The 19,971-nt window shown below is 46.9% G+C and carries 20 protein-coding genes; 6 read left to right on the top strand and 14 right to left on the bottom strand.

Annotation, left to right across the window (positions count from 1 at the left end; genetic code table 11):
- Window positions 1–6 precede the first annotated feature (6 nt).
- The 3 genes from ptsP to AC0THY_RS04830 are packed head-to-tail and all read right to left on the bottom strand — an operon-like array spanning window position 7 to window position 2,511.
- Window positions 7–1,686: a phosphoenolpyruvate--protein phosphotransferase gene (gene ptsP / locus AC0THY_RS04840; RefSeq protein WP_489993328.1), complete on the bottom strand. Its 1,680-nt coding sequence runs from the start codon at window positions 1,684–1,686 to the stop codon at window positions 7–9.
- Between the two features lie 12 nt (window positions 1,687–1,698).
- Window positions 1,699–1,965, bottom strand: coding sequence for an HPr family phosphocarrier protein (locus tag AC0THY_RS04835; RefSeq protein ID WP_489993327.1), 267 nt, complete (start codon window positions 1,963–1,965; stop codon window positions 1,699–1,701).
- A 60-nt stretch (window positions 1,966–2,025) separates the two neighbouring features.
- Complete coding sequence (locus AC0THY_RS04830) at window positions 2,026–2,511, bottom strand: hypothetical protein (protein WP_489993326.1); 486 nt, start codon at window positions 2,509–2,511, stop codon at window positions 2,026–2,028.
- An 814-nt stretch (window positions 2,512–3,325) separates the two neighbouring features.
- Between AC0THY_RS04830 and AC0THY_RS04825 the strand changes: the two genes are divergently transcribed.
- The 6 genes from AC0THY_RS04825 (at window position 3,326) to AC0THY_RS04800 (ending at window position 7,557) form a co-directional block, all read left to right on the top strand.
- Entirely contained in the window at window positions 3,326–3,943 is a 618-nt protein-coding gene (locus tag AC0THY_RS04825) for a CatA-like O-acetyltransferase, family 2 (protein ID WP_489993325.1), read from the top strand.
- 663 nt (window positions 3,944–4,606) lie between these two features.
- A complete protein-coding gene (locus AC0THY_RS04820; RefSeq protein ID WP_489993324.1) occupies window positions 4,607–5,515 on the top strand; it encodes a CPBP family intramembrane glutamic endopeptidase in 909 nt (302 codons plus the stop codon).
- A gap of 257 nt (window positions 5,516–5,772) precedes the next feature.
- Window positions 5,773–5,925: a hypothetical protein gene (locus AC0THY_RS04815; protein WP_489993323.1), complete on the top strand. Its 153-nt coding sequence runs from the start codon at window positions 5,773–5,775 to the stop codon at window positions 5,923–5,925.
- A 431-nt stretch (window positions 5,926–6,356) separates the two neighbouring features.
- Window positions 6,357–7,055 (top strand): aspartate/glutamate racemase family protein, encoded by a 699-nt coding sequence (locus AC0THY_RS04810; protein WP_489993322.1) that lies wholly within the window; start codon window positions 6,357–6,359, stop codon window positions 7,053–7,055.
- Between the two features lie 4 nt (window positions 7,056–7,059).
- Entirely contained in the window at window positions 7,060–7,116 is a 57-nt protein-coding gene (locus AC0THY_RS04805; RefSeq protein ID WP_489994147.1) for a hypothetical protein, read from the top strand.
- Window positions 7,117–7,254: 138 nt separating this feature from the next.
- Window positions 7,255–7,557, top strand: a complete 303-nt coding sequence (locus AC0THY_RS04800; protein WP_489993321.1) for a hypothetical protein — start codon at window positions 7,255–7,257, stop codon at window positions 7,555–7,557.
- 482 nt (window positions 7,558–8,039) lie between these two features.
- Here AC0THY_RS04800 and AC0THY_RS04795 read toward each other — a convergent pair whose 3' ends face one another.
- From AC0THY_RS04795 to AC0THY_RS04745, 11 genes are all read right to left on the bottom strand, one after another.
- Window positions 8,040–8,732, bottom strand: a complete 693-nt coding sequence (locus tag AC0THY_RS04795; RefSeq protein ID WP_489993320.1) for an L-ribulose-5-phosphate 4-epimerase — start codon at window positions 8,730–8,732, stop codon at window positions 8,040–8,042.
- A gap of 30 nt (window positions 8,733–8,762) precedes the next feature.
- Window positions 8,763–9,545, bottom strand: a complete 783-nt coding sequence (locus AC0THY_RS04790) for a DeoR/GlpR family DNA-binding transcription regulator (RefSeq protein WP_489993319.1) — start codon at window positions 9,543–9,545, stop codon at window positions 8,763–8,765.
- A 257-nt stretch (window positions 9,546–9,802) separates the two neighbouring features.
- Window positions 9,803–10,831, bottom strand: coding sequence for a uroporphyrinogen decarboxylase family protein (locus AC0THY_RS04785; protein ID WP_489993318.1), 1,029 nt, complete (start codon window positions 10,829–10,831; stop codon window positions 9,803–9,805).
- Window positions 10,832–10,855: 24 nt separating this feature from the next.
- A complete protein-coding gene (locus AC0THY_RS04780) occupies window positions 10,856–11,155 on the bottom strand; it encodes a PTS sugar transporter subunit IIB (RefSeq protein WP_489993317.1) in 300 nt (99 codons plus the stop codon).
- Between the two features lie 178 nt (window positions 11,156–11,333).
- Window positions 11,334–12,686 (bottom strand): PTS transporter subunit IIC, encoded by a 1,353-nt coding sequence (locus AC0THY_RS04775; RefSeq protein ID WP_489993316.1) that lies wholly within the window; start codon window positions 12,684–12,686, stop codon window positions 11,334–11,336.
- Window positions 12,687–12,919: 233 nt separating this feature from the next.
- Window positions 12,920–13,759 carry an HAD family hydrolase gene (locus tag AC0THY_RS04770; protein WP_489993315.1) on the bottom strand — a complete coding sequence of 280 codons (840 nt, stop codon included), beginning with the start codon at window positions 13,757–13,759 and terminating at the stop codon, window positions 12,920–12,922.
- A complete protein-coding gene (locus AC0THY_RS04765) occupies window positions 13,752–14,513 on the bottom strand; it encodes a creatininase family protein (RefSeq protein ID WP_489994146.1) in 762 nt (253 codons plus the stop codon). The genes AC0THY_RS04770 and AC0THY_RS04765 overlap by 8 nt, the downstream gene beginning before the upstream one ends.
- A complete protein-coding gene (locus tag AC0THY_RS04760; RefSeq protein WP_489993314.1) occupies window positions 14,494–14,952 on the bottom strand; it encodes a PTS sugar transporter subunit IIA in 459 nt (152 codons plus the stop codon). Before AC0THY_RS04760 ends, AC0THY_RS04765 begins: the two co-directional genes overlap by 20 nt.
- A gap of 19 nt (window positions 14,953–14,971) precedes the next feature.
- Window positions 14,972–16,030 (bottom strand): L-ascorbate 6-phosphate lactonase, encoded by a 1,059-nt coding sequence (ulaG, locus tag AC0THY_RS04755; RefSeq protein WP_489993313.1) that lies wholly within the window; start codon window positions 16,028–16,030, stop codon window positions 14,972–14,974.
- Between the two features lie 276 nt (window positions 16,031–16,306).
- Window positions 16,307–18,205, bottom strand: a complete 1,899-nt coding sequence (locus AC0THY_RS04750) for an ABC transporter ATP-binding protein (RefSeq protein ID WP_489993312.1) — start codon at window positions 18,203–18,205, stop codon at window positions 16,307–16,309.
- Window positions 18,198–19,949 (bottom strand): ABC transporter ATP-binding protein, encoded by a 1,752-nt coding sequence (locus AC0THY_RS04745; protein WP_489993311.1) that lies wholly within the window; start codon window positions 19,947–19,949, stop codon window positions 18,198–18,200. The genes AC0THY_RS04750 and AC0THY_RS04745 overlap by 8 nt, the downstream gene beginning before the upstream one ends.
- Window positions 19,950–19,971 lie beyond the last annotated feature (22 nt).

Genomic DNA, 19,971 nt, shown 5'->3' with positions numbered 1-19,971 from the left:
CTGCATCTAAAGCAGCCGCATCACAGCCTCCACAGTGGGCTGCCTCATAACTTCCTGTGCCAGCTTCTGCATTTCCTCAAAGGCTGCGCCTCTGATCTGGTATTTCACAGCCGCCGCCTCGCCAGGCGCCATGCTAAACTCATCCAGTCCCATCCCCAGCAGCAGTTTCACCGCTTTCTGGTCACTGGCAAACTCTCCGCACATCCCCACCTTCCGGTTATACTTGTGCCCCGCCTCTATGGTACGGCTGATTGCTCTGAGCACAGCGGGATGATAAGAATTGTAGAGCGCAGAAATCTTCTGGTTGCCCCTGTCCACTGCCAGAAAATACTGTGTCAGGTCATTTGTACCGATGCTGAAAAAGTCCACTCTCTGGGCCAGCTCTTGTGCCATCATCACAGCCGCAGGTGTCTCTATCATAACCCCCACCTGCACATCCTCTGCAAAGGCCTTTCCCTCCCTGCGCAGCTCCTCCTTGCTCTCCTTAAGTATAGAAGCCGCCCGTGTGATCTCCTCTATGGAAATGATCATAGGATACATAATCCGTATCTGCCCATAAGCGCTGGCTCTCAAAAGGGCCCGCAGCTGAGTCTTTAAAATCTCTGTCTTATCCAATCCGATCCGGATGGCCCGGTATCCCAAAAATGGGTTCTCCTCCTGAGGAAACTCAAAGTAATCCAGGCCCTTATCTCCGCCGATATCCAGGGTACGGATGGTCAACTCCCTTCCCCCAAGCAGCTCGGCAGCCTCCCGGTACACCGCAAACTGTTCTTCCTCTGTGGGAAAGTGGTCGCTCTCCATATATAAAAATTCACTGCGGAACAAGCCCACTCCGTCGATCTGATAATTCAGGGCATTTTTGATATCCTCCAAATTTCCCACATTGCCGCAGACTTCCAGTTTCCTGCCATCCGTGGTCACAGTGGGCAGACTGCTGGACTCCTCAAGCTCTCTCTGGTACTGCTCAAACTCCCGGGTCTTTCTGATGTATTCCTCCACTGTTTCATGATCCGGATTTACCAGGATAATCCCCTCAGAGGCATCCATTATGAGAAAGTCCCCAGCCTTCACCTCATCCAGAACACCCGTGACACCCACTAAGGCCGGAATACCCAGTCCTCTGGCCATAATGGACACATGGCTGGTAACCCCGCCAAGCTCTGTGATAAACCCCAGAATATACTCCAGGTTCAGTTTCGCTGTGTCGGAGGGCGCCAGATCTCTTGCCACCAGGATCACCTTTTCATGGATGGCGTCAAAATCCGTCTCCGCAAGCCCTTTCAGCTTGCGCATCAGCCGGTTGCGGATGTCCATAATATCCGCAGCCCTCTCCCGCATGTATTCATCCTCCATCATCTCAAAAATCATGCGGAACTCTTCCGCTGTATCATGAAGCGCCTGCTGGGCGTTGTCCAGCTGGGTACGTACCCTCGTCAGCACTCCGTCCCTGAGCGCAATATCCCTGGCCAGCTCCAGATGGCCTGCAAAGATATCCGATTTAGACGCCAGTGGCTCCAGATCCCCAATGACCTCCTCCACTGCCTTTTCATACCGGTCCGTTTCCTCCTGCACAAGCTCTGATCCTATCTTGCCCTGTTCGGGAGTCAGATCCTGTTCCTTAACCAAAAAAGCCTTTCCCATGACGATGCCTTTGGAAGAAGTCTTTTTTACCTCAATCCTTTCCATTCTACCGCTCTCCTATAATTCACCCAAACCGCTCTCAATAGCATCCACGACTGTCCTCAAATCCTGGCCTTCCGTCTCACCGGAACACTCCACTGTGATCTCATCCCCGCATTTGATGCCCGCTGCCATAAGTATCAGTACACTCTTGGGGTTAACCCTCTTTTCGCCCTTTACCAGAGTGACGTCCGAGGCACATTTGGAGGCAATCTGCGAGAGCATTCCTGCTGGTCTTAAATGAAGTCCTGACGGGTTTTTCACTGTGATTTTTTCGCTTACCATAATAATCTTCTCCTTTTCTCATTCATACTTGAATTTGTTTGATTATAATTGTACTCAAAGTCAGCCTTTCTTCATGTTCAGAACTTCCTGCAAAGAGCTCTGAATATAAATATTGGACACATGCTGCTCCAGCACGCGAAGGACCTCCTTCAGCTTATACTTGCTGAACAGCAGCTTATGTTTTGCTTTGCCTGTGGTGCAGATCACCTGCATTTTGGAATTCTGGTACTCATTGATATGTATCTGCTGAATCTTCTCCCAAGGTATGGTATAGCAGACCTTTTCCATCCCCTTTTCAGAGAATCCCCGCTTGATTGCCGCTGAGCCGAAGATGGTCACCAGCAGGAGGATGTTGCGTATGTTTTCCACCATATTGTCCATCTCGGAGAGAGGGAATATGATCAACGCGAAGAATACAATCAGGGAAAAGGCAAAGAAATCGTCTTTTCCTTTTGTCAGCATTTTTTTGTTACGCTTTAAAATAAAACCGACTTCTGTTACCAGACATGCAACCAGGATCGCACATATTATATAGTTTAAGATCATTGCTACACCGCCCCTTTCTTTATGTTCATTATATCATTAGTTTTATTGTAAATCAATCATTTTGTTCTTATTTATATGATCATTTTTCCGTATTATAGGATTGTTTTGCAATAGTTTAAAAACTTTGACTGGTTTTATGAACTTTTCATTGTGGGGAAGCGGCTGGGGTGAAGGTGAAAAATTTGGTGGGTTATGAGCGGGGAGAGGGGGCGGGGGAGGAGCTTCGGGGGCTTTACCGTGTCGCTTGACAGTTCTAGGAGTCTGGCCGCCGCTCGAACCGGGAAAGCCGTTCGGCAACTCGTCCTGTTTGCCTGATGCAAACAGGACTCAGACAATGCCTCTCTCGGGTCCAAGGCCCCGCTTTCCCTCACCGCGGCACCCACACTCCAAGTACTGTCTAAGCTCACTTTATGCCCCCTCCGCTTCCTCCCCCGCCCCCTCTCCCCGCGCACTACGTTTTGGTCTCCCATACTGCGAGAAGGTATGAATGCTCGAGAGTGCTGACTTAAAATGTAGCCGTATCGGAGCTACACCTTGGCTTTTATGGCAGTGCTCTCGGATATTCAGACAAGTTTATGGAGTTTTTTATTTAGTAAACGATGTACTAGGTTACAAGGCCAGAGAATGCCGCTGAGTGGAGGGCATAAACGGGCGCAATAAATTACGCACTTGTGGTTATGATGTGAAGCTGGCCGCTATTTGGGAGGAATGTGGGTGGACTGGACTTTTGGGGTATGGTAGAATGATGGTAAGGAACTTTGTGGTGATTTTTTAGAGGTAACCGCAGAAACATGGCTATTATTTGGAGGATAGTATGAGAGAAATTGATCCTAATCTGACAAAGCGGGCGGAGGCATTTGAACTTTGGATGAATGCACCAAACCCTATGGTAACATTTTTTAAGACGTTGGATGTCACGCCTCTCGTAAATATAAGCAAGAGGAAAAAGTTGAAATTTAATATGCTGCTTGATTATTGTATCGGAAAAGCGGCTGCCGGGCTGGATGTCTTTTATTTGCTTCCGGTAGGGCAAAAACTGATACAGTATGACACCATCGCTGTGAATACTATCGTTAAGAATAAAAAGGGAGAAATCAACTCCTGTGATATTCTTTTTAATGAACAGCTTTCTCAATTTAACGAGGATTATCTAAGATATACAAGGCAAACGGCGGAAAGCTGTGAAAATCATGATTTATTGGATAGTATGGTAATCGGCACCTCCGCTATCACAAATGTGGATATTGATGGAGCAGTCGGCATGAATAGCGGTATTTATAATAATCCATTTATGATCTGGGGCAGATATAAAAAGAAGCTCTTTAAAACATCTCTTTCAATTTCCTTTCAATTTCATCATACACAGATGGATGGTGCACATGCAGGAGCTTTTTTGGAACGTTTACAATGTGAAATTTACAAGCTGCGATAAGTGCTGCATATTCAGACAGGTATCAGAGACTTTATTCGGGCATTATTGAACCTTGGATTACAAAAAGTATACGAAAGATGATAAGTAAATTCAGAAAGAAATACATGATGATATTGCGGCTGGAGATATTCGCCATGTTAATATAAGCGGTAATGCCAAATCTATTGTCATAAAGCAAAGTATAGATAAATACTTTACATTTCATAATGCAGCTTTGAACACCTCTCACATCTATGACGTTCATTGTGAAGATAATGGTGATACACTAGACATTCGTATCATGATGGAAGATGCGGAAGCTGATAATAATATTCTTGGCTCTGTGGTTATTGAAATACCTCAGAAAGAATTTGAAAGAATTTGAAATGATTGAGACAACAGGTGAGTTTAAGCAAGTCTTTTACAAGTAAAAAATGGAGTTCAAAAAAATAATCAACAATGCTTCATGAGGCGGGATAAAATTACCGGTTAAAGTAAGAAAGAAAATTGAATGATTTGAATGATTATGTAGGTAATACAGTTAAGAATTTATAGCAGTTAAGACAAGGGATTCTTCGGAAATTATTAAAGGCATACTACTACTGACTTAGTACGCCTTATTGGTATAAGGCGTACTTGACAAATCGGAACGTAAAAGTTGTAAACGCTCATACGGAGGATATTATGGCAGAAACAACCAAGATTGACAAAGGAACAAAGCAAAGAATACTGTATCTTGCCCTTGTTCTTGGCAGTTGTTATGTATTGTTTATCATCACACTGTTCGGTAATAAGGGCAGTAATAGCCCGATATATCAAGTTCTTCAAAAGGGATTTACAGCCTTTCCTATTCTGGCAGCAATCATTACGCGCTGGCTGACTAAGGATAAGACCCCTTGGAGAATTTCAATAAAAGTTTGGAAACAGCCAAAGCTGTGGGCATTTAGCGCCCTTGTCCCCGGCATACTCATTGCCCTCGGAGCAGCATTGTATTTTGTGCTTTTTCCCAAAGAGTACAGTGGCAGCTTTCATTATGGTGGCTTACTTACGCTGGCGGGAATGGAGGCAGGCGGCAGCCTTCCAATTAACAGCCCGTTCCTGTTTGCAATCATTACTGTGCTGGTTTCCGCCGCTTTTATTCCAATGCATTTATTGGAACTTGGAGAGGAGATTGGATGGCGTGAATACCTTCTACCGAAACAAGTAGCACGGTATGGCATGCACAGGGCGGCGCTGCTCAACGGTATTCTCTGGGGGTTAGCCCACCTGCCGTTAATCTACTTTGGATTTAATTACAGCATAGAAAATCCCGGTGCTCCTTGGAGCAATATAGCAATGATGATGGTGGTTTGTGTGACGCTGGGTATTATTCTCTCTTATGTGATGTTGGTCAGCGGAAACGTCATGTTTCCTGCTATCATACACGGTGTTGTAAATATCATCGGAGAAGTGCCGGTGTATCTATCCATTACCCAGGAAAACAGCCTGCTTGGCCCCAACCCCACCGGACTGATTGGTTTGTCGGGATTGATTATACTGGCAATTACTATGTTTATCTGTTTTGGCAAGGCAAAAAACAGGGTGGGGATATAGGCATATTCACTTTATTGTTAAAGTATGCCTTTGGCGGAGAAAGCGTACTTGACAAATCGGAATTTGGAAAGGAGAACTAACGATGAAAAAATCGGATTAGGTATTGCAATATTACTCTTGGCTATCGTAATCTCTCTTTCTTCATCAGGAATGGGATTGCTTACTATCGGAGCAAGCAGCTATGAGAGCATGTTTCGGAGTCTAGCCAATAAGTACACAAGTGCCACACGTTCTGTACCAAACTGGCAAACGCAGGCATGAACCCGAAAGCCTTACAGTACCTTATGGGACACAGCAACATCACCATGCCGCTGAAATGCAGCGGATGGCCGCTTGACGGTAGGACGAGAGTTTACTACTCTTTTACTACTTTTGAGGGGGAAAACCTAAGAGGATTTAAGAGTATATGAGAGTATCTTCCAAAACGGAAAGTGCCGGGAAAGCCCGTAAATACAGGCTATACCGGCATATAAGAACTTATAAAAGGATAGTCAAAATCTATATATGGTTTTATATACAATAAATTCTGATGTGTTAATACATGACAACCGTTCGTCAGTAAACCTTGACCTAGTGGCTGATCAATTGGATCACAATATCACGCTGTATGGTTCAGAATCCAATGAATTTAGAGATGTTTCTGTTTATTTAGATAAACTACCCGATAATGTCAAAATGGAGCTAAACTTAATACAAGGCGGTACAATAAATGATCAGCAGAGCATACTCAAAAAGAACAGACTTGAATTAGGATCAGGGAAACCTGTCATAACATCAATAATACAAAAAAATTAATGTTTATTTAAAATAGCAGAAAAAATATAACGAAGGAGATCCGCCTATGAAAAAACTAGGTATACTTGGGGGAATGGGGCCTGAATCAACCTTGCTGTATTACAAGGAAATTGCTTCTGAATTTAAAAAAAGAGATAAAAACGGTCATTTTCCTGCATTAACAATAGAAACCGTTAATATGTATGAAATGTTGGGCTATTGCAGAAAAAATCAATATGATTTTTTGACTGATTATCTATTACAGGGCATTTACAACCTTGAAAAGGCAGGGGCGGATTTTGCTGTTTTGGCCTCTAATACACCTCATGTTGTTTTTGATACACTGGAAAAAAGAGCGCATATACCCTTACTCAGCATCGTGGAACCTACCTATCAAGCAATAAAAGAAAAGAGATTCAAAAATGTGGCATGGCTGGGTACAGGCTTTACGATGGAACAGCCCTACTTCAAAAAAAGGTTTATCGAGAATGGCATTCATGTGACTGTTCCCAATAATGAAGAAAGAAAATTGATCGACAACGTCATTGCCAAAGAATTAGAATTCGGTATTGTAAACATAGATTCCAAAAAAACCATAGATGATATCATTCAGAGATTGATTTCAGAGGACAACATAGAAGCTATTATAATGGGGTGCACGGAATTACCTTTAATGTATTCCAACGAAAAATTCCCAGTACCGGTATTTGATACTTTAAAATACCATATTCAGGGAATTATAGAGTTCATGTTTAAGTTTCGGTAACTATATCATACCACAATATGAAATCCTACATACCAAAAGCAAATACTATATTGTCAGTTAAATGGCGGAAAGGGGTATCCCCCACTGACAAAATATCAATCTAAATATTTTATAAATTTTTGCTCAGAAAGGATGACATTTCACAAAGTATCATGCATAATAAAGGCATAAAAATTCTAGCAAAGTGAGGAGATCAAACATGAACGTATTGTATAAAAACGAAGATGATGTATTAGCTGTGATGGAGGTAACCAAAGCGTTCTACCTGCCAGAAGAAAAAATCCTTCAGTTCTGCGGCCCCGAAGATGATTTTGGAGTAAAAGCTTCCCTGAAAGAGGCTAACAAAATAGTAAAGGCTCTATACGAAAACGGCAAAGCAGACGTTACAGACTTTACATATTGTGAAATAGATTTTTATGACGAGGATGAAGACGACGAAGACGACGAAGATGATTTTATGAACGATATCCTTAATTCTGTAGACGGCATTCACTTTAAATAACAACAGCAAAATCCCCCAAAACCAAATCCATAAATTTTTCACTAAATAAAGGGTCTCCTATGATTTTATTTTATCACAAGAGACCCTTAAACATACCAAAAAACATGTCCATACTTCGTTAAATCCCCCACTCCAGATTAAAACAACCTCAAAAACAAAAAACACCAGCCCTCACCTCCCGCCACAACATTTCGGAGGCCAGGAAAACAGCCTGAGGGATGGGAATGGGTCCGTAGGCTGCATATAGTGAGCTGAGTACTTTCTTAAGGGGTAAAGGCTGCGATCAGCAAAAACGGGGCCTTGGCCCCGAGAGAGGCATTGTCTGAGGGGCGTTTGCATCAAGCAAACGGACCGAGTTGCCGAACGCTTTTTGCGCTTCAAGCAGCCTTCAGCCCTTTAGAAAGTACCAGCGACACGCTAAAGCAGCCGCAGGACCCATTCCCCTCCCTCAGGCGTCCCCCTTCCAAAAATCCCCCCCTACTTCATTTCCCCTGCCCATAATAAGCATCAGGCCCATGCTTCCTCATGAAATGCTTATCCTGCAATTCCTGCGGCGCAGGCTGTACGGCGCAGCCCAGATGCTCTGTACGGTAAGCCATTTTTGCCACTTCCTCCAGCACAACCGCATTGTGCACTGCCTCTGCCGCATTCTTCCCCCAGGTAAAGGGACCATGGTTCGCGCAGAGCACCCCAGGCACATGCATGGGATCTTTCCCCTGGAAAGTCTCCATGATCACAAATCCCGTATTCTGCTCATAGGCTCCCTCTATCTCCTGCCGTGTCAGACTTCTGGCGCACGGGATCTCCCCATAAAAATAGTCTGCGTGTGTGGTTCCATAGCAGGGGATTCCTCTTCCCGCCTGCGCCCAGGACGTTGCCCAGGGCGAATGTGTATGTACGATTCCCCCCACTTCCGGAAACGCCTTGTAGAGTTCCAGATGGGTGGGCGTGTCTGATGACGGATTGTACCCGCCTTCCACCTTGTTTCCCTCCAAATCCATGACCACCATATCCTCCGGCTTCAGGGCATCATAGTCCACGCCGCTGGGCTTTATGACAACCAGCCCCCTCTCCCGGTCAATGCCGCTGACATTTCCCCAGGTGTAAGTAATCAGCCCTCTCCTTGGCAGTTCCATATTTGCCTCATACACTTGCCTCTTTAATTCTTCCAGCATAATATCCTCCCATTTCTCGTAACGTTTCTATCAAAACTGCATGTCCTTTGTCACCTGAATGACATTGATCTCATTTTCCCGAAATCCGTCCAGCACCTCCGCCGGCGCTTTCTCATCCGTAATAATATTCAAAATCTCGGCTGTGGGGCAGCTCACAAAGCTGCTGTTGCGTCCGATCTTGGTGTGATCCGCCAAAATGTATGAGGTACCGGTTACCCTCTGCAGCATCAGCTGATTGATGTTTACCTCACTCAGAATCTCGGTGGTCATCCCGGTCTCCACGCTCAGACCAGTACATCCGATAAAGCTCTTCTTGGCTGTGACTTTGCTGATATTGTTGGTGGCAAATTCGCCCACCATGGCTTCCTTAATCTCGCGCAGCTCGCCGCCGCTTAAAATTACGGAAACTTTGGAGGAGTGCTCCATATAAATGGCTTTCCCATTGTTTGTAATCACAGTCACCCGCTTGTCCTTAATATACTTAATCATCTGCAGTGCAGTGGCGCTGGTATTGATAAAGATGGTATCCCCATCCTCCACCAGAGAGGCCGCATACTGGGCAATCCTTTTTCTGTACAGCTTCACCTCGTCCTGCTCAGTGGCAAACTCCGGGTCCCTGCCCGTGACTGTGGCTCCCCCGTAAAAACGCTCCAGTTTCTTGTTGTCCTCCAGATACTGCAGATCCCTGCGGATTGTGAGAGGCGATACCTGCAGCTCCTCAGCCAGTTCCCCCACCTTCACAAATCCGTTGTTTTTCAGCGCCATCAGGACTTTATTTCTTCTATTTTCTACTAATGCTCTGCTTCTTTTCATCCTTTTCTCCCCTTTTTCCGCATCAGTATTCTGCCCATCGCCGCCATGTTTTTCCATTTTATGATGCTTTTGTTTTATTATATGAATGTTTGGGAAAAGCGTCAAGCTTTTTGCGGCTATTGTGCTCCAGCAGGGCAATATCCGTTACTGTGAACGTGTGAACAGTAACCACTATCCGTTGCCGGTCACAGAGTGAACAGTAATCCCAAGAGGGCGGTGCTTTAAACAAAGCCGCCGCCCTCTCTATTCCTTGTTTTTTATTTCTTAAAATCCCCATACTTCTCAAAACACTTCAGGGCATAGAGCATGGATTCTTTTGTGGTGCCAATGGCATCCAGATAACCATATTCCACACCGATCAAACCGCCCTTTGGAGTGGCCCATTTTTCCACCAGCTCCTTAGCCTCCTGCTCAATCAGCGCTTTGTCTCCTGTGGGAAGAGTTGCCTGAATATCAATGGCTGCCTCAAAACAGATCTTTCCCTGTGCAATTTTAGACACCTCATCAATGCCCACCAGCCTTGGCTGATGTATGTTGACAATGTCCACACCCAGTTCAATCAAGTCCTCCAGAATATCGTTGATCTTTCCGTCTGTGTGGAACCGGATATCCATACCGCACTCATGAGCCTTGTCGAATATTCTCTTGTACTGAGGTTTAAATATCTCTCTGAATATGTCAGGTGAAATCATCAGACTGTTCTGGGTTCCCCAGTCATCCGTGGTGTCATAGCAGTGTATCCTGCCCTCCCCCAGACGGTATGCCTCCTCTATGATTCCAATCTGGTAATCTGCCAGCTTCACGGCCATGGCCTCGATTTCCTCGGGTTCTATGAGGCAGTCCATCAGGGTATTCTCAAATCCGCGCAGAAAATGCATTCTCTCAAATATGCACTGAGGGCTGTTCAGCTGCACATAGAGGCCTTTTTTCTCCGCCTCATCCAGAGCTTCCTTTAACCCCTCAAATCTTCCCTCTGCCTTGGGATCAGGAAATACATAATCCTCCATGTCTTCCCACTCCTCGATAGGGGTGTTGGTCACCTGGCCCATGTCAGACCCGCTGGCGTCGTCGCTCTCCCAGAAGCAGCCCCATTCATCGTACTCACCGTTTTTCGGCCTTACTTTTTTGGATACCGTGTAATGGGCGCCCTCCGGCCATGTACTCTTTGGCGGCAGAACGAATATGCGGCACACATCACCTTTCCCCGCGATCCGGTCAAAGCGAAGTCCGATTCTGTCCGGCCCCGTAAAATTCACGTTTCCTTTTATAATTTCATATCCCGTCATATTCATCCTCCTCACCCAAACAGCTTATTTCATTTCATTCGGGAAATGCTCTTTTACAGCGTTCAGCAGTGTCTCTGTAACGGCTGCTGTGTCAATCAGATTCTTTGTCTCAGCAATCACGGCACTGCTGGGCGGGAGCATGCCCGCCCACTCCGGGCTGGTCAGCACCAGATCCGTATTTGTGATGTAGGAGAGGGCTTCTCCAAACGAACAGGAATCTACGTTCGCCTCAATGTTGTGCTCATCACAGATTTTTTTTACACTGATTTTTAAAATTGTACTTGTTCCCATTCCATTTCCGCATACACATAAAATATTAAGCATATTGATTTCCTCCTTCTTTTTCAAGCCACGCTCGGTAATTTAACAGAGTATGACCACATCTTTCGATGCGTTAATTGACTTCATGTCAGTGGGGGATACCGATTTTTCTCCGCCCGCCGCTGCCGTTCATCTTGTTTTAGGTAATTCCTCCCGCCAAGCCTCTGTCTTTCCTGTATTACTACCCCGCAATGGGAATTCCAAACAGGCTTCCGATTCCTTTAAAGATTGCAATGATTCCAACCCAGATGGTTGCATAGTCGGCGCTTCCCTGCCACCATGTCAGTTCCATCATGGAAACCGCTAAAGCGGAACCTAAGATCTGAACCAAACCGTTTATGGTACAGATCAGTGCTGCCGCCTTCCATCCTCCAAACTTGTTTGCATAGATAGCGATGGTGGCATTGTCAAAGAACAGCGGGATGAATCCGGGTACCAGGAAGATGGGGGACTTAAAGATCAGAAGCCCTAAAAGTCCGATGACCTGGCCGAGCGCTCCGAATAAAAGCCCCAGTACAACTGACTTGGGAGCGAATGCAAAGATCGCTGCACAGTCAACACCTGCCACTGCTCCGGGAAGCAGTTTCTCTGAGATACCCTTAAAGGACATCATCAGCTCACCCACGAACATACGAACACCATTTAACAAAACTACGATATTTGCTGTCAGGGTGATGGCAATCCAGATCAAAAATACCACATTATTCTTCAAACCGCCCTGATTGAGCGCTTCTGAGCTTCTCAGCCAGTCGATCTGGTCACCGCCCACTACCAGCATGATCACTGCTGCGGATATAAACATAACCAGTGCGGTTGCGATGATGTTGTCCTGCAGGAAGTTTAAGGATTCCGGCATCTTTTTCTTTTCGATGTCATCCTTCTCCGGGTTGCCGATCTTGGGTGCTACCTTGTACGCAATGTAGTCCACAAACATCTGCTGGTGGGCTACCGTAAAGTCTGCGCCCGTGATCTTCTTGGTGGGTTCAATCAGCAAGGTGGAACAGATGCCCCAGTAAAGCGCCGTCACAACAGCTGCGATCAATACCGTTGGGATCATGCCCAAGCCCAGGAATCTCCAAACAATATAGGTACTGATACCCGCCTGCACGATCATGGCATTTCCGGTCAGGTACACGGCGCGGATTCTTGTAAACTTTCTAAGCGCTACCAATACCAGGTTTAAGATAAAGGCTACCAACAATGTGTAGATACCCCATGCAGCGCCTGAGCCGTCGCCCAGAACCGCATCCATCTTTTCGTAACTGGCGGTCATAGTCGGATATGTATTCAGGCCTGCGCCCTGTATCCCAGTGGCGTTCTGCAGTGCTGTGAGCAGATAGCCAAAGTTTGCGATCAGTGCACCGGACCCCATACCCATTGCGATGATACCGATGGAGGCTTTCGCGGCCCCCGCAAATGCTTTGGAAAGCTTCTGTTTCATGGCCACGTAGCCAACAAAAACGATGATGGCCATCAAAAGAAACGGCTGACCAAAAATTTGTTTCAAGAGCAAATCAAGAATGTAGTTTAACATAATCCCTCTCCTTTCATTTTTAACATGATTTTTGCCTCGCCCTTTTACATTTTTGTACAAAATGTATTCTTGATGTTTTCATTATAGTTACTTATATGATAATTGTCAATCCTATTATACGACCATTTTGAATATTTTATGAACTATTTGACATTATTTAATCGTTATTATTTCGTACAAATAAAATTTTTATAAATATTTTCATTTTATGATCATTTATAATCATTAATTACTTATTTGGGCATAATTCCTAATACATCTGCCAGATAAACAGCCACTCCATCCTCATTATTGCTAAGTGTCACGTAACTGGCTGCCGCTTTCAATTTCTCCACGCCGTTCGCCATACACACCCTGTGGTCAGCACACTCAAACATGCTCAAATCATTGTCAAAGTCTCCAAACACACAAACCGCCTCTCCGCCTATTCCCATCCGTTCCATGATCTTGTGCAAAGCTGTCTTTTTGGAAACCTCCTGGTCAAAGGCCCCCATCAGCCCATAACCCGTGGATTCACAGTGAACTCTGGGTAAGGTGCCGATAAACTCTATGTAGTCCTCCACCTTCCCTGGGTCCTCCTCGTATGCCACGATCTTCGCTGCTGTGCAGTACCCTGTGGCAGGCGCTGTGCGCAGATATTCCTCCGCCTGGAGTTTTACGGGGCAACCAAGTCTTACGGAGAGGTCTTCATAATCCCGGATACGCTTTTTCAGCTTTTCACTGCCCTCTGAGAAATACATTCTCTCTGCAGAGTACATCATAAAGGTCATTTCCCGTTTGTTCAGGTATGTGAGCAGCCGGCAGGCATCCTCTTCCTTCAGCACTGCGCTGTGCAGCATGTTTCCCCCGCCGTCCCGCACCAGGGCTCCATTGTCGGAAAGCATGTAGTCGCATCCTCCGATCAGCTTCGCGTACACGGACATCATCTGTTCATCCCTGCCGGAGGCAAAACAGATCTGTATTCCCTGTCTTCTTGCCTCCTGCAGCACTTTAATGGAGTACTCGGTGATCATCTTTTTGTCATTCAGCAGTGTTCCGTCCAGGTCACACACCACTAGTTTTATCTCACTCAAATGCTTTTTCCCCCTTTGCCTGACGAATCTGCTCCTGCAGATCACTGCATACCAGTTCAAACAGCTTTTCACCCTTCTCGGGTGTGGCTGCTGCCGCATCCCCGAAGGCTCCGCTCTTTAAAAAGCTTCTCCACGGGATCGGCCTTTGTCCATAGAAGTCTGGAACCTGCGGAAACTCCGCAGTGGCTCTCTCCATGTGGACCAAATCCCCTGCCACGTGCAGCATCAGGGAGGTCTCCAGCTCCCCAGCATGCCATACCTTCCCATTCCACATGGGTGTGGTCAGGATATCCGCAGCCTTCTTTTCCATGCCGGCCAGTTTTATGTGGAAGACCGTTTCCCTCTCTCCCTCATCCACAAGCCTGCGCTGTACCTCCTCTATCACTTTATGGTTTCCATTGTGAAAGGAAAACAGAAAAATCCGCCTGGGATGTGCACGCATTACACTTCTAACTGCCTGGATGCAGTATTCACCCAGGCAGTCAGGAGTAATGGATATGGTGCTTTCAAAATCCCGGGCGGACCAGACCTGACCGTAAGTGGTGCAGGGATAATAGTACATATCTTCCCGCTGGCACAGTTCCTTGGCAATGGCCTCCGCCAATATAGTGTCTGTCCCCAGGGGCAGATGGCAGCCGTGCTCCTCCACTGACCCCAGGGTAATCAGTATGCCCTCACTGTTCTGAATATGTTCCTTCGCCTCTACCCAATTACAGAAAAATAAATTTCTCATATCATGCAGAATACTTGTCATCCAGCGCAAGGAGTTCTTCCTCATTTTTTACGTTCATGAGGGCATCCATGATATCCGCTGTGAGCAGCATGTTGGCCAGCTTCTCCATATTTTTCATGTGCATGTCGTGATCTTTGGATGCCAGCACAAAGAACAGCTTTGCATCCTTTTCCGGATTTCCCTCCTCGAAATGCACAGGTTCTTCCAGCTTCATAAAGGAGACGGCTGTGTCATTCACACCCACTGCCCCCTCCTGGGAGTGGGGCATGGCAATGTTGGGGGCGAACACGATATACGGTCCGTATTTCTTTACGCATCCGATGACTGCATCAATGTAGGCCTGCTCTATGGAACCGTCGTCCAGCAGCGGCTGGCAGGAGGCTGACACCGCTTCTTCCCATGTATCAAAACCTTTGTGGAAACATACTCTCTTTTTTTCTACCAATTCTCTCAGTAACATGATATCCTCCTCTTTTCTATTACAGAATGGAACGGAAGGGCACATTCGGCTCATCCGTAAAGCAGTCCTCGAATCCTCTGCGGTAGTGGAACTGTCTCTTCTCTTTGTCCAAAGGCCATATGTACTTGCCGCCCACATCCCAGATAAAGGGGGTGAACTGATACTGAAGCACATCTTTTTTAAAGTTGTACAGCATGAGAATCTCTGCGGGATCTGCCTTAAAGTTGGTCCAAACATCATAGTGGAATGGAATTACCACCTTGCACCTGAGGGCTTCCGCCATTCTCAGAATATCCACAGAAGTCATCTTATCCTGGTTGCCCGCCGGGTTCTCGCCGTAAGAGCCAAGGGCAACGTCAATCTCATAGTCCTTGCCGTGTTTCGCGTAGTAGGTGGAATAGTGGGAATCTCCGCTGTGATATACATTCCCTGCCGGCGTTTTGATCAGGTAGTTCACTGCTTTCTCATCCATGTCATTTGGGCAGGTATTGCGAATATCCCCATCCGCAGTCACCAGGCAGGTACGGTCAAAGGAATCCAGCACTACGATTTCACAGTCTTTTACCTTTACCACATCTCCAGGCTTCACCACCTTGCAGCGCTCCTTTGGCACCCCGTAGCTGAGCCACTTTTCCACGCTCTTTAAAGGCCCGATAAAGGGGACATCCGGATCACAATTCTGAATCACGCCCGCTGCAAAAAACGGATCAATGTGATCGTTGTGGTAATGGGTGGAGAGTACGGCATCCACAGTAGTCACTGCAAAGGGATCATACACGATGGGAGCGGCGCGCAGGTTGGGCTGGGTCATTCTCCCCCCTGTCATATTGCGCATCTGATGGAATTTTCCCATCTCCTTTACCTTTTTCGACCGCTTTCCATTTCCAAACCAGAGGTCAATAGCAATGTTGGTGTTGTTTTCGGACTTGATCCAAAGCCCTGTACATCCGATCCACCACATAGCAAAGGTGCCCGGAGCCACCACTTCCTCATCAATCTCCTCATTCAGCCAGGTTCCCCACTCTGGAAATGCACCGAGAATCCATTCCTCTCTTGTCAGATCATTCACTTTGTTCATTTGATATCCTCCTTTTTATTTAGAAAAACTATAATCATTCATAACTTTCATTTATTTTATCATTTATCACCTTTTCATGCTTATTTTATCATTTATTATGAATGTTTTCAATAGTATTATATGATCTTTTTATTAATATATGATCATTTCATAAAATGGATATCTCTGTAAAACGACAAACAGGGAAACAGCAGCCTCTCCCTTCCGGGGAGACAGCCACTTCCCTGCAATAATCCTTTTTTCTGTTCTGCTTCCTTCCTGATGCCAGATGACAAGTTACTCTAACTCAAACGCTCCTGTATACAACTGGTAATACTTTTCACGTTTCTCAATCAACTGCCGATGGTCTCCACGCTCAATGATCCTTCCCTGTTCCAGCACCATGATGACATCTGAGTTCTTGACTGTAGAGAGGCGGTGGGCGATGACAAAAACGGTCCTGCCCTTCATCAGCGCATCCATTCCCCTCTGAACGATGGCCTCCGTCCTGGTGTCTATGGAGGAGGTTGCCTCATCCAGTATCATGACAGGGGGATCTGCCACTGCCGCCCGCGCGATGGCAATCAACTGTCTCTGTCCCTGGGACAGGCTGCCCCCATTTCCGGTGATCACGGTGTCATACCCCTGGGGCAGACGGCGGATAAAGTCATCCGCATTGGCCAGCCTGGCCGCAGAGTGCACCTCCTCCTCTGTGGCATCCAATTTCCCATACCGGATATTTTCCATGATGGTCCCGGTAAACAGGTTGGTATCCTGCAGCACAATACCCAGGGAACGGCGCAGATCATCTTTCTTTATCTTGTTTATATTGATATCGTCGTAGCGTATCTTTCCGTCCGCCAGATCATAAAAACGGTTGATCAGGTTCGTTATTGTAGTCTTACCTGCACCTGTAGCGCCTACAAAGGCCACCTTCTGTCCCGGTTGTGCGTACAGGGTGATGTTGTGCAGCACAATCTTGTCTGGCTGGTATCCAAAGTCCACATCATAGAAATTTACCTCTCCTCTCATTCTGGTGTAGGTAAGGGTGCCGTCCCCGTGAGGATGTTTCCATGCCCATAGACCTGTACGCTCACCGGTCTCTGTGATAGCTCCGTTTTCATCGATTCTGGCATTTACCAGGGTGACATAGCCGTCGTCCACCTCCGGTTCCTCATCCATGAGCTGGAATATACGCTCTGCTCCGGCGAGGGCCATGATTACCATGTTCAGCTGATTGGAAATCTGGCTGATGGGATTCATAAAGCTTCTGCTTAACTGCAGAAAGGAGGCGATAGCTCCCAGTGTCAGTCCTCCCACTCCTGTGATCGCCATGGTCCCTCCCAGCATGGCAATCAGCACATACTGCAGATTTCCAAGATTGCTCATAACCGGCATCAGAATGTTTGCAAAGGTGTTTGCCGCAGCAGCATCTTCGCGAAGAATTTCATTCTTTTGGTCAAATACTTCCTCCGCTGACTCTTCATGGCAGAATACCTTGATTACCTTCTGTCCATTGATCATTTCCTCAATGTAGCCGTTCAGGTCTCCCAGCGCCTGCTGCTGCCGGACAAAATAGTGGCCGCTCTTTCCCGCAATCTTCCCTGTCACCTTCAGCATCAGAAACACAAAAAACAGCACAAAGATCGTGAGCTGCCAGCTGGTTGCCAGCATGGCGCAGAATACAGATAGAATGGTAATCAGGGATGAGAACATCTGCGGAATGCTCTGGGCCATCATCTGCCTTAAGGTGTCCGTGTCATTGGTATAGTGGCTCATGATATCCCCGTGGGTGTGGGTGTCAAAATACCGGATAGGCAGTGTCTGCATACGCGCGAACATCTCATCCCGTATATCCTTTAAGATTCCCTGGGCTATCACAACCATCAAACGGTTATACAGCAGGGTCGCCGCAACCCCTCCCAGATAGATGGAGCCCATTACCACAAGCGACCGCAGAAGGCCTGCAAAGACCGGGGAGGCCTGCAGCAGCAGGGGAGCGATATAGTCGTCAATGAGGGTCTGCAGATAAAGGGAACTGGCCACACTGGTCAGCGCGCTTAAAAAGATACAGACGAGGACACAGGTAAACCGCAGCTTATACTGTCCGATATAGGAGAGCAGTCTTTGCACTACTTTTTTATTTACCCTGCGCATACCCTGGCCCGGGTTTTTCTTGTTTAACTCTTTATTCATCCTTCTCCCCTCCCTTACTCTGTGATTCATACACCTCACGGTAAATGCTGCTGTTCCCCAACAGCTCCTCATGGGTACCCACATCCAGGATCTTCCCTCCGTCCATGACAACAATTTTATCCGCATCCTGAACCGAAGAGATCCTCTGGGCAATGATAAACTTGGTAGTGTCCGGAATCTCCTCCCGAAACGCCTTGCGGATCATGGCGTCCGTCTTTGTATCCACTGCGCTGGTGGAGTCATCCAGAATCAAAATCTTAGGCTTTTTCAAAAGCGCTCTGGCAATACACAGCCTCTGCTTCTGGCCTCCGGATACATTGCTGCCCCCCTGTTCGATATAGGTGTCATACTTGTCGGGAAAGGTCTGCACAAACTCATCCGCACAGGCCAGCTTACAGACGCGCACCAGCTCCTCGTCCGGGGCTTCCTCATCCCCCCACCTCAGATTTTCCTTGATGGTTCCGGAGAAGAGTACGTTTTTTTGCAGTACCATAGCCACCTGCTCCCGGAGCGACTCAATATCATAGTCCCGCACATCACGCCCTCCCACCAGCACTTCTCCTTGTGTCACATCATAAAGCCTGGGAATCAGCTGCACCAGAGTGGTCTTGGCCGCGCCGGTCCCTCCGATAATACCAACGGTTTCCCCGGTAGCGATCTCAAGATTCACATCCCGCAGGCAAAGCTTTCCCTTCCTGCCCGCATAGCTGAAGCTGACACCATGAAAAGCCACGGAGCCATCCTTAACCTCGTGGGCAGGAGACGGACCATTCTTTAAATCACTCTCCTCCCTTTTGATCTCCACGATCCTCTCCATGGAAGCTCTGGATATGGTAATCATGACAAACACCATGGACAGCATCATCAGACTCATCAGGATCTGCATGGCGTAGCTGATCAGGCTCATGAGCTGACCGGTAGACATGCCAAGTGCCGGGTTATTCCCTGAGGCCACAATGGCCCTGGCACCGAACCAGGAAATGAGAATCATACAGGTGTACACACACAGCTGCATCAGAGGCATATTGAAGGACAACAGCTTTTCCGCCTTCGAAAAGTCCCGGTATATGCTCCCGGAAATCTCCTGAAACTTATCATTCTCGTGTTCCTCGCGCACATAGGATTTCACCACGCGGATGCCGTGAAGGTTTTCCTGCACCACATTGTTCAGCTTGTCATAGGTCTGAAACACCCGTTCAAAAATGGGGTGCGCCCTGGACATGATCAGCCACAGGCCCACTCCCAGAACCGGAATCACCCCTAAAAAAATCAGGGACATACGCGCATTGATGCCGAACGCCATAATCATGGAGAATATGAGCATAAACGGGCTTCTCACCGCCATCCGGATAATCATCTGGTAGGCATTCTGTACATTCGTCACATCCGTTGTCAGCCTGGTGACAATACTGGCTGTGGAAAATTTGTCTATACTGGAAAAAGAAAAATCCTGTACTTTGTAGTACATATCCTTGCGCAGATTCCTGGCAAACCCGGCAGATGCCCTGGCTGCGTATTTGCCCGCCAAAGCCCCGAAAAACAAGGAGATCATAGCTGTAACCGCCAGTGCAAGCCCCATTCCCCAGATGTAGCCCAGCTCCCCTCCGTCAATTCCATAGTCAATCAGCCTGGCCATCAGAAGCGGAATGATCACCTCCAGTACCACATCCAAAGATACACAGACCGGCGCCAGGACCGAGTCTTTTTTGTATTCCCGGATGCTTTTCATCAATTCTTTGACCATTTCTATCTTATCCTCCTTATTC

Source organism: Ruminococcus sp. 8Y-12 (assembly GCF_058119865.1).
The sequence above is the reverse complement of the archived record's forward strand: the minus strand, read 5'-3'. Positions and strand labels throughout refer to the sequence as shown.

What these genes read in the sequence shown, in the direction of transcription:
- ptsP (WP_489993328.1), bottom strand. Translation starts at nt 1,686, where the DNA reads ATGGAAAGGATTGAGGTAAAAAAGACTTCTTCCAAAGGCATCGTCATG.
- AC0THY_RS04835 (WP_489993327.1), bottom strand. Translation starts at nt 1,965, where the DNA reads ATGGTAAGCGAAAAAATCACAGTGAAAAACCCGTCAGGACTTCATTTA.
- AC0THY_RS04830 (WP_489993326.1), bottom strand. Translation starts at nt 2,511, where the DNA reads ATGATCTTAAACTATATAATATGTGCGATCCTGGTTGCATGTCTGGTA.
- AC0THY_RS04825 (WP_489993325.1), top strand. Translation starts at nt 3,326, where the DNA reads ATGAGAGAAATTGATCCTAATCTGACAAAGCGGGCGGAGGCATTTGAA.
- AC0THY_RS04820 (WP_489993324.1), top strand. Translation starts at nt 4,607, where the DNA reads ATGGCAGAAACAACCAAGATTGACAAAGGAACAAAGCAAAGAATACTG.
- AC0THY_RS04815 (WP_489993323.1), top strand. Translation starts at nt 5,773, where the DNA reads ATGAACCCGAAAGCCTTACAGTACCTTATGGGACACAGCAACATCACC.
- AC0THY_RS04810 (WP_489993322.1), top strand. Translation starts at nt 6,357, where the DNA reads ATGAAAAAACTAGGTATACTTGGGGGAATGGGGCCTGAATCAACCTTG.
- AC0THY_RS04800 (WP_489993321.1), top strand. Translation starts at nt 7,255, where the DNA reads ATGAACGTATTGTATAAAAACGAAGATGATGTATTAGCTGTGATGGAG.
- AC0THY_RS04795 (WP_489993320.1), bottom strand. Translation starts at nt 8,732, where the DNA reads ATGCTGGAAGAATTAAAGAGGCAAGTGTATGAGGCAAATATGGAACTG.
- AC0THY_RS04790 (WP_489993319.1), bottom strand. Translation starts at nt 9,545, where the DNA reads ATGAAAAGAAGCAGAGCATTAGTAGAAAATAGAAGAAATAAAGTCCTG.
- AC0THY_RS04785 (WP_489993318.1), bottom strand. Translation starts at nt 10,831, where the DNA reads ATGACGGGATATGAAATTATAAAAGGAAACGTGAATTTTACGGGGCCG.
- AC0THY_RS04780 (WP_489993317.1), bottom strand. Translation starts at nt 11,155, where the DNA reads ATGCTTAATATTTTATGTGTATGCGGAAATGGAATGGGAACAAGTACA.
- AC0THY_RS04775 (WP_489993316.1), bottom strand. Translation starts at nt 12,686, where the DNA reads ATGTTAAACTACATTCTTGATTTGCTCTTGAAACAAATTTTTGGTCAG.
- AC0THY_RS04765 (WP_489994146.1), bottom strand. Translation starts at nt 14,513, where the DNA reads ATGACAAGTATTCTGCATGATATGAGAAATTTATTTTTCTGTAATTGG.
- AC0THY_RS04760 (WP_489993314.1), bottom strand. Translation starts at nt 14,952, where the DNA reads ATGTTACTGAGAGAATTGGTAGAAAAAAAGAGAGTATGTTTCCACAAA.
- ulaG (WP_489993313.1), bottom strand. Translation starts at nt 16,030, where the DNA reads ATGAACAAAGTGAATGATCTGACAAGAGAGGAATGGATTCTCGGTGCA.
- AC0THY_RS04750 (WP_489993312.1), bottom strand. Translation starts at nt 18,205, where the DNA reads ATGAATAAAGAGTTAAACAAGAAAAACCCGGGCCAGGGTATGCGCAGG.
- AC0THY_RS04745 (WP_489993311.1), bottom strand. Translation starts at nt 19,949, where the DNA reads ATGGTCAAAGAATTGATGAAAAGCATCCGGGAATACAAAAAAGACTCG.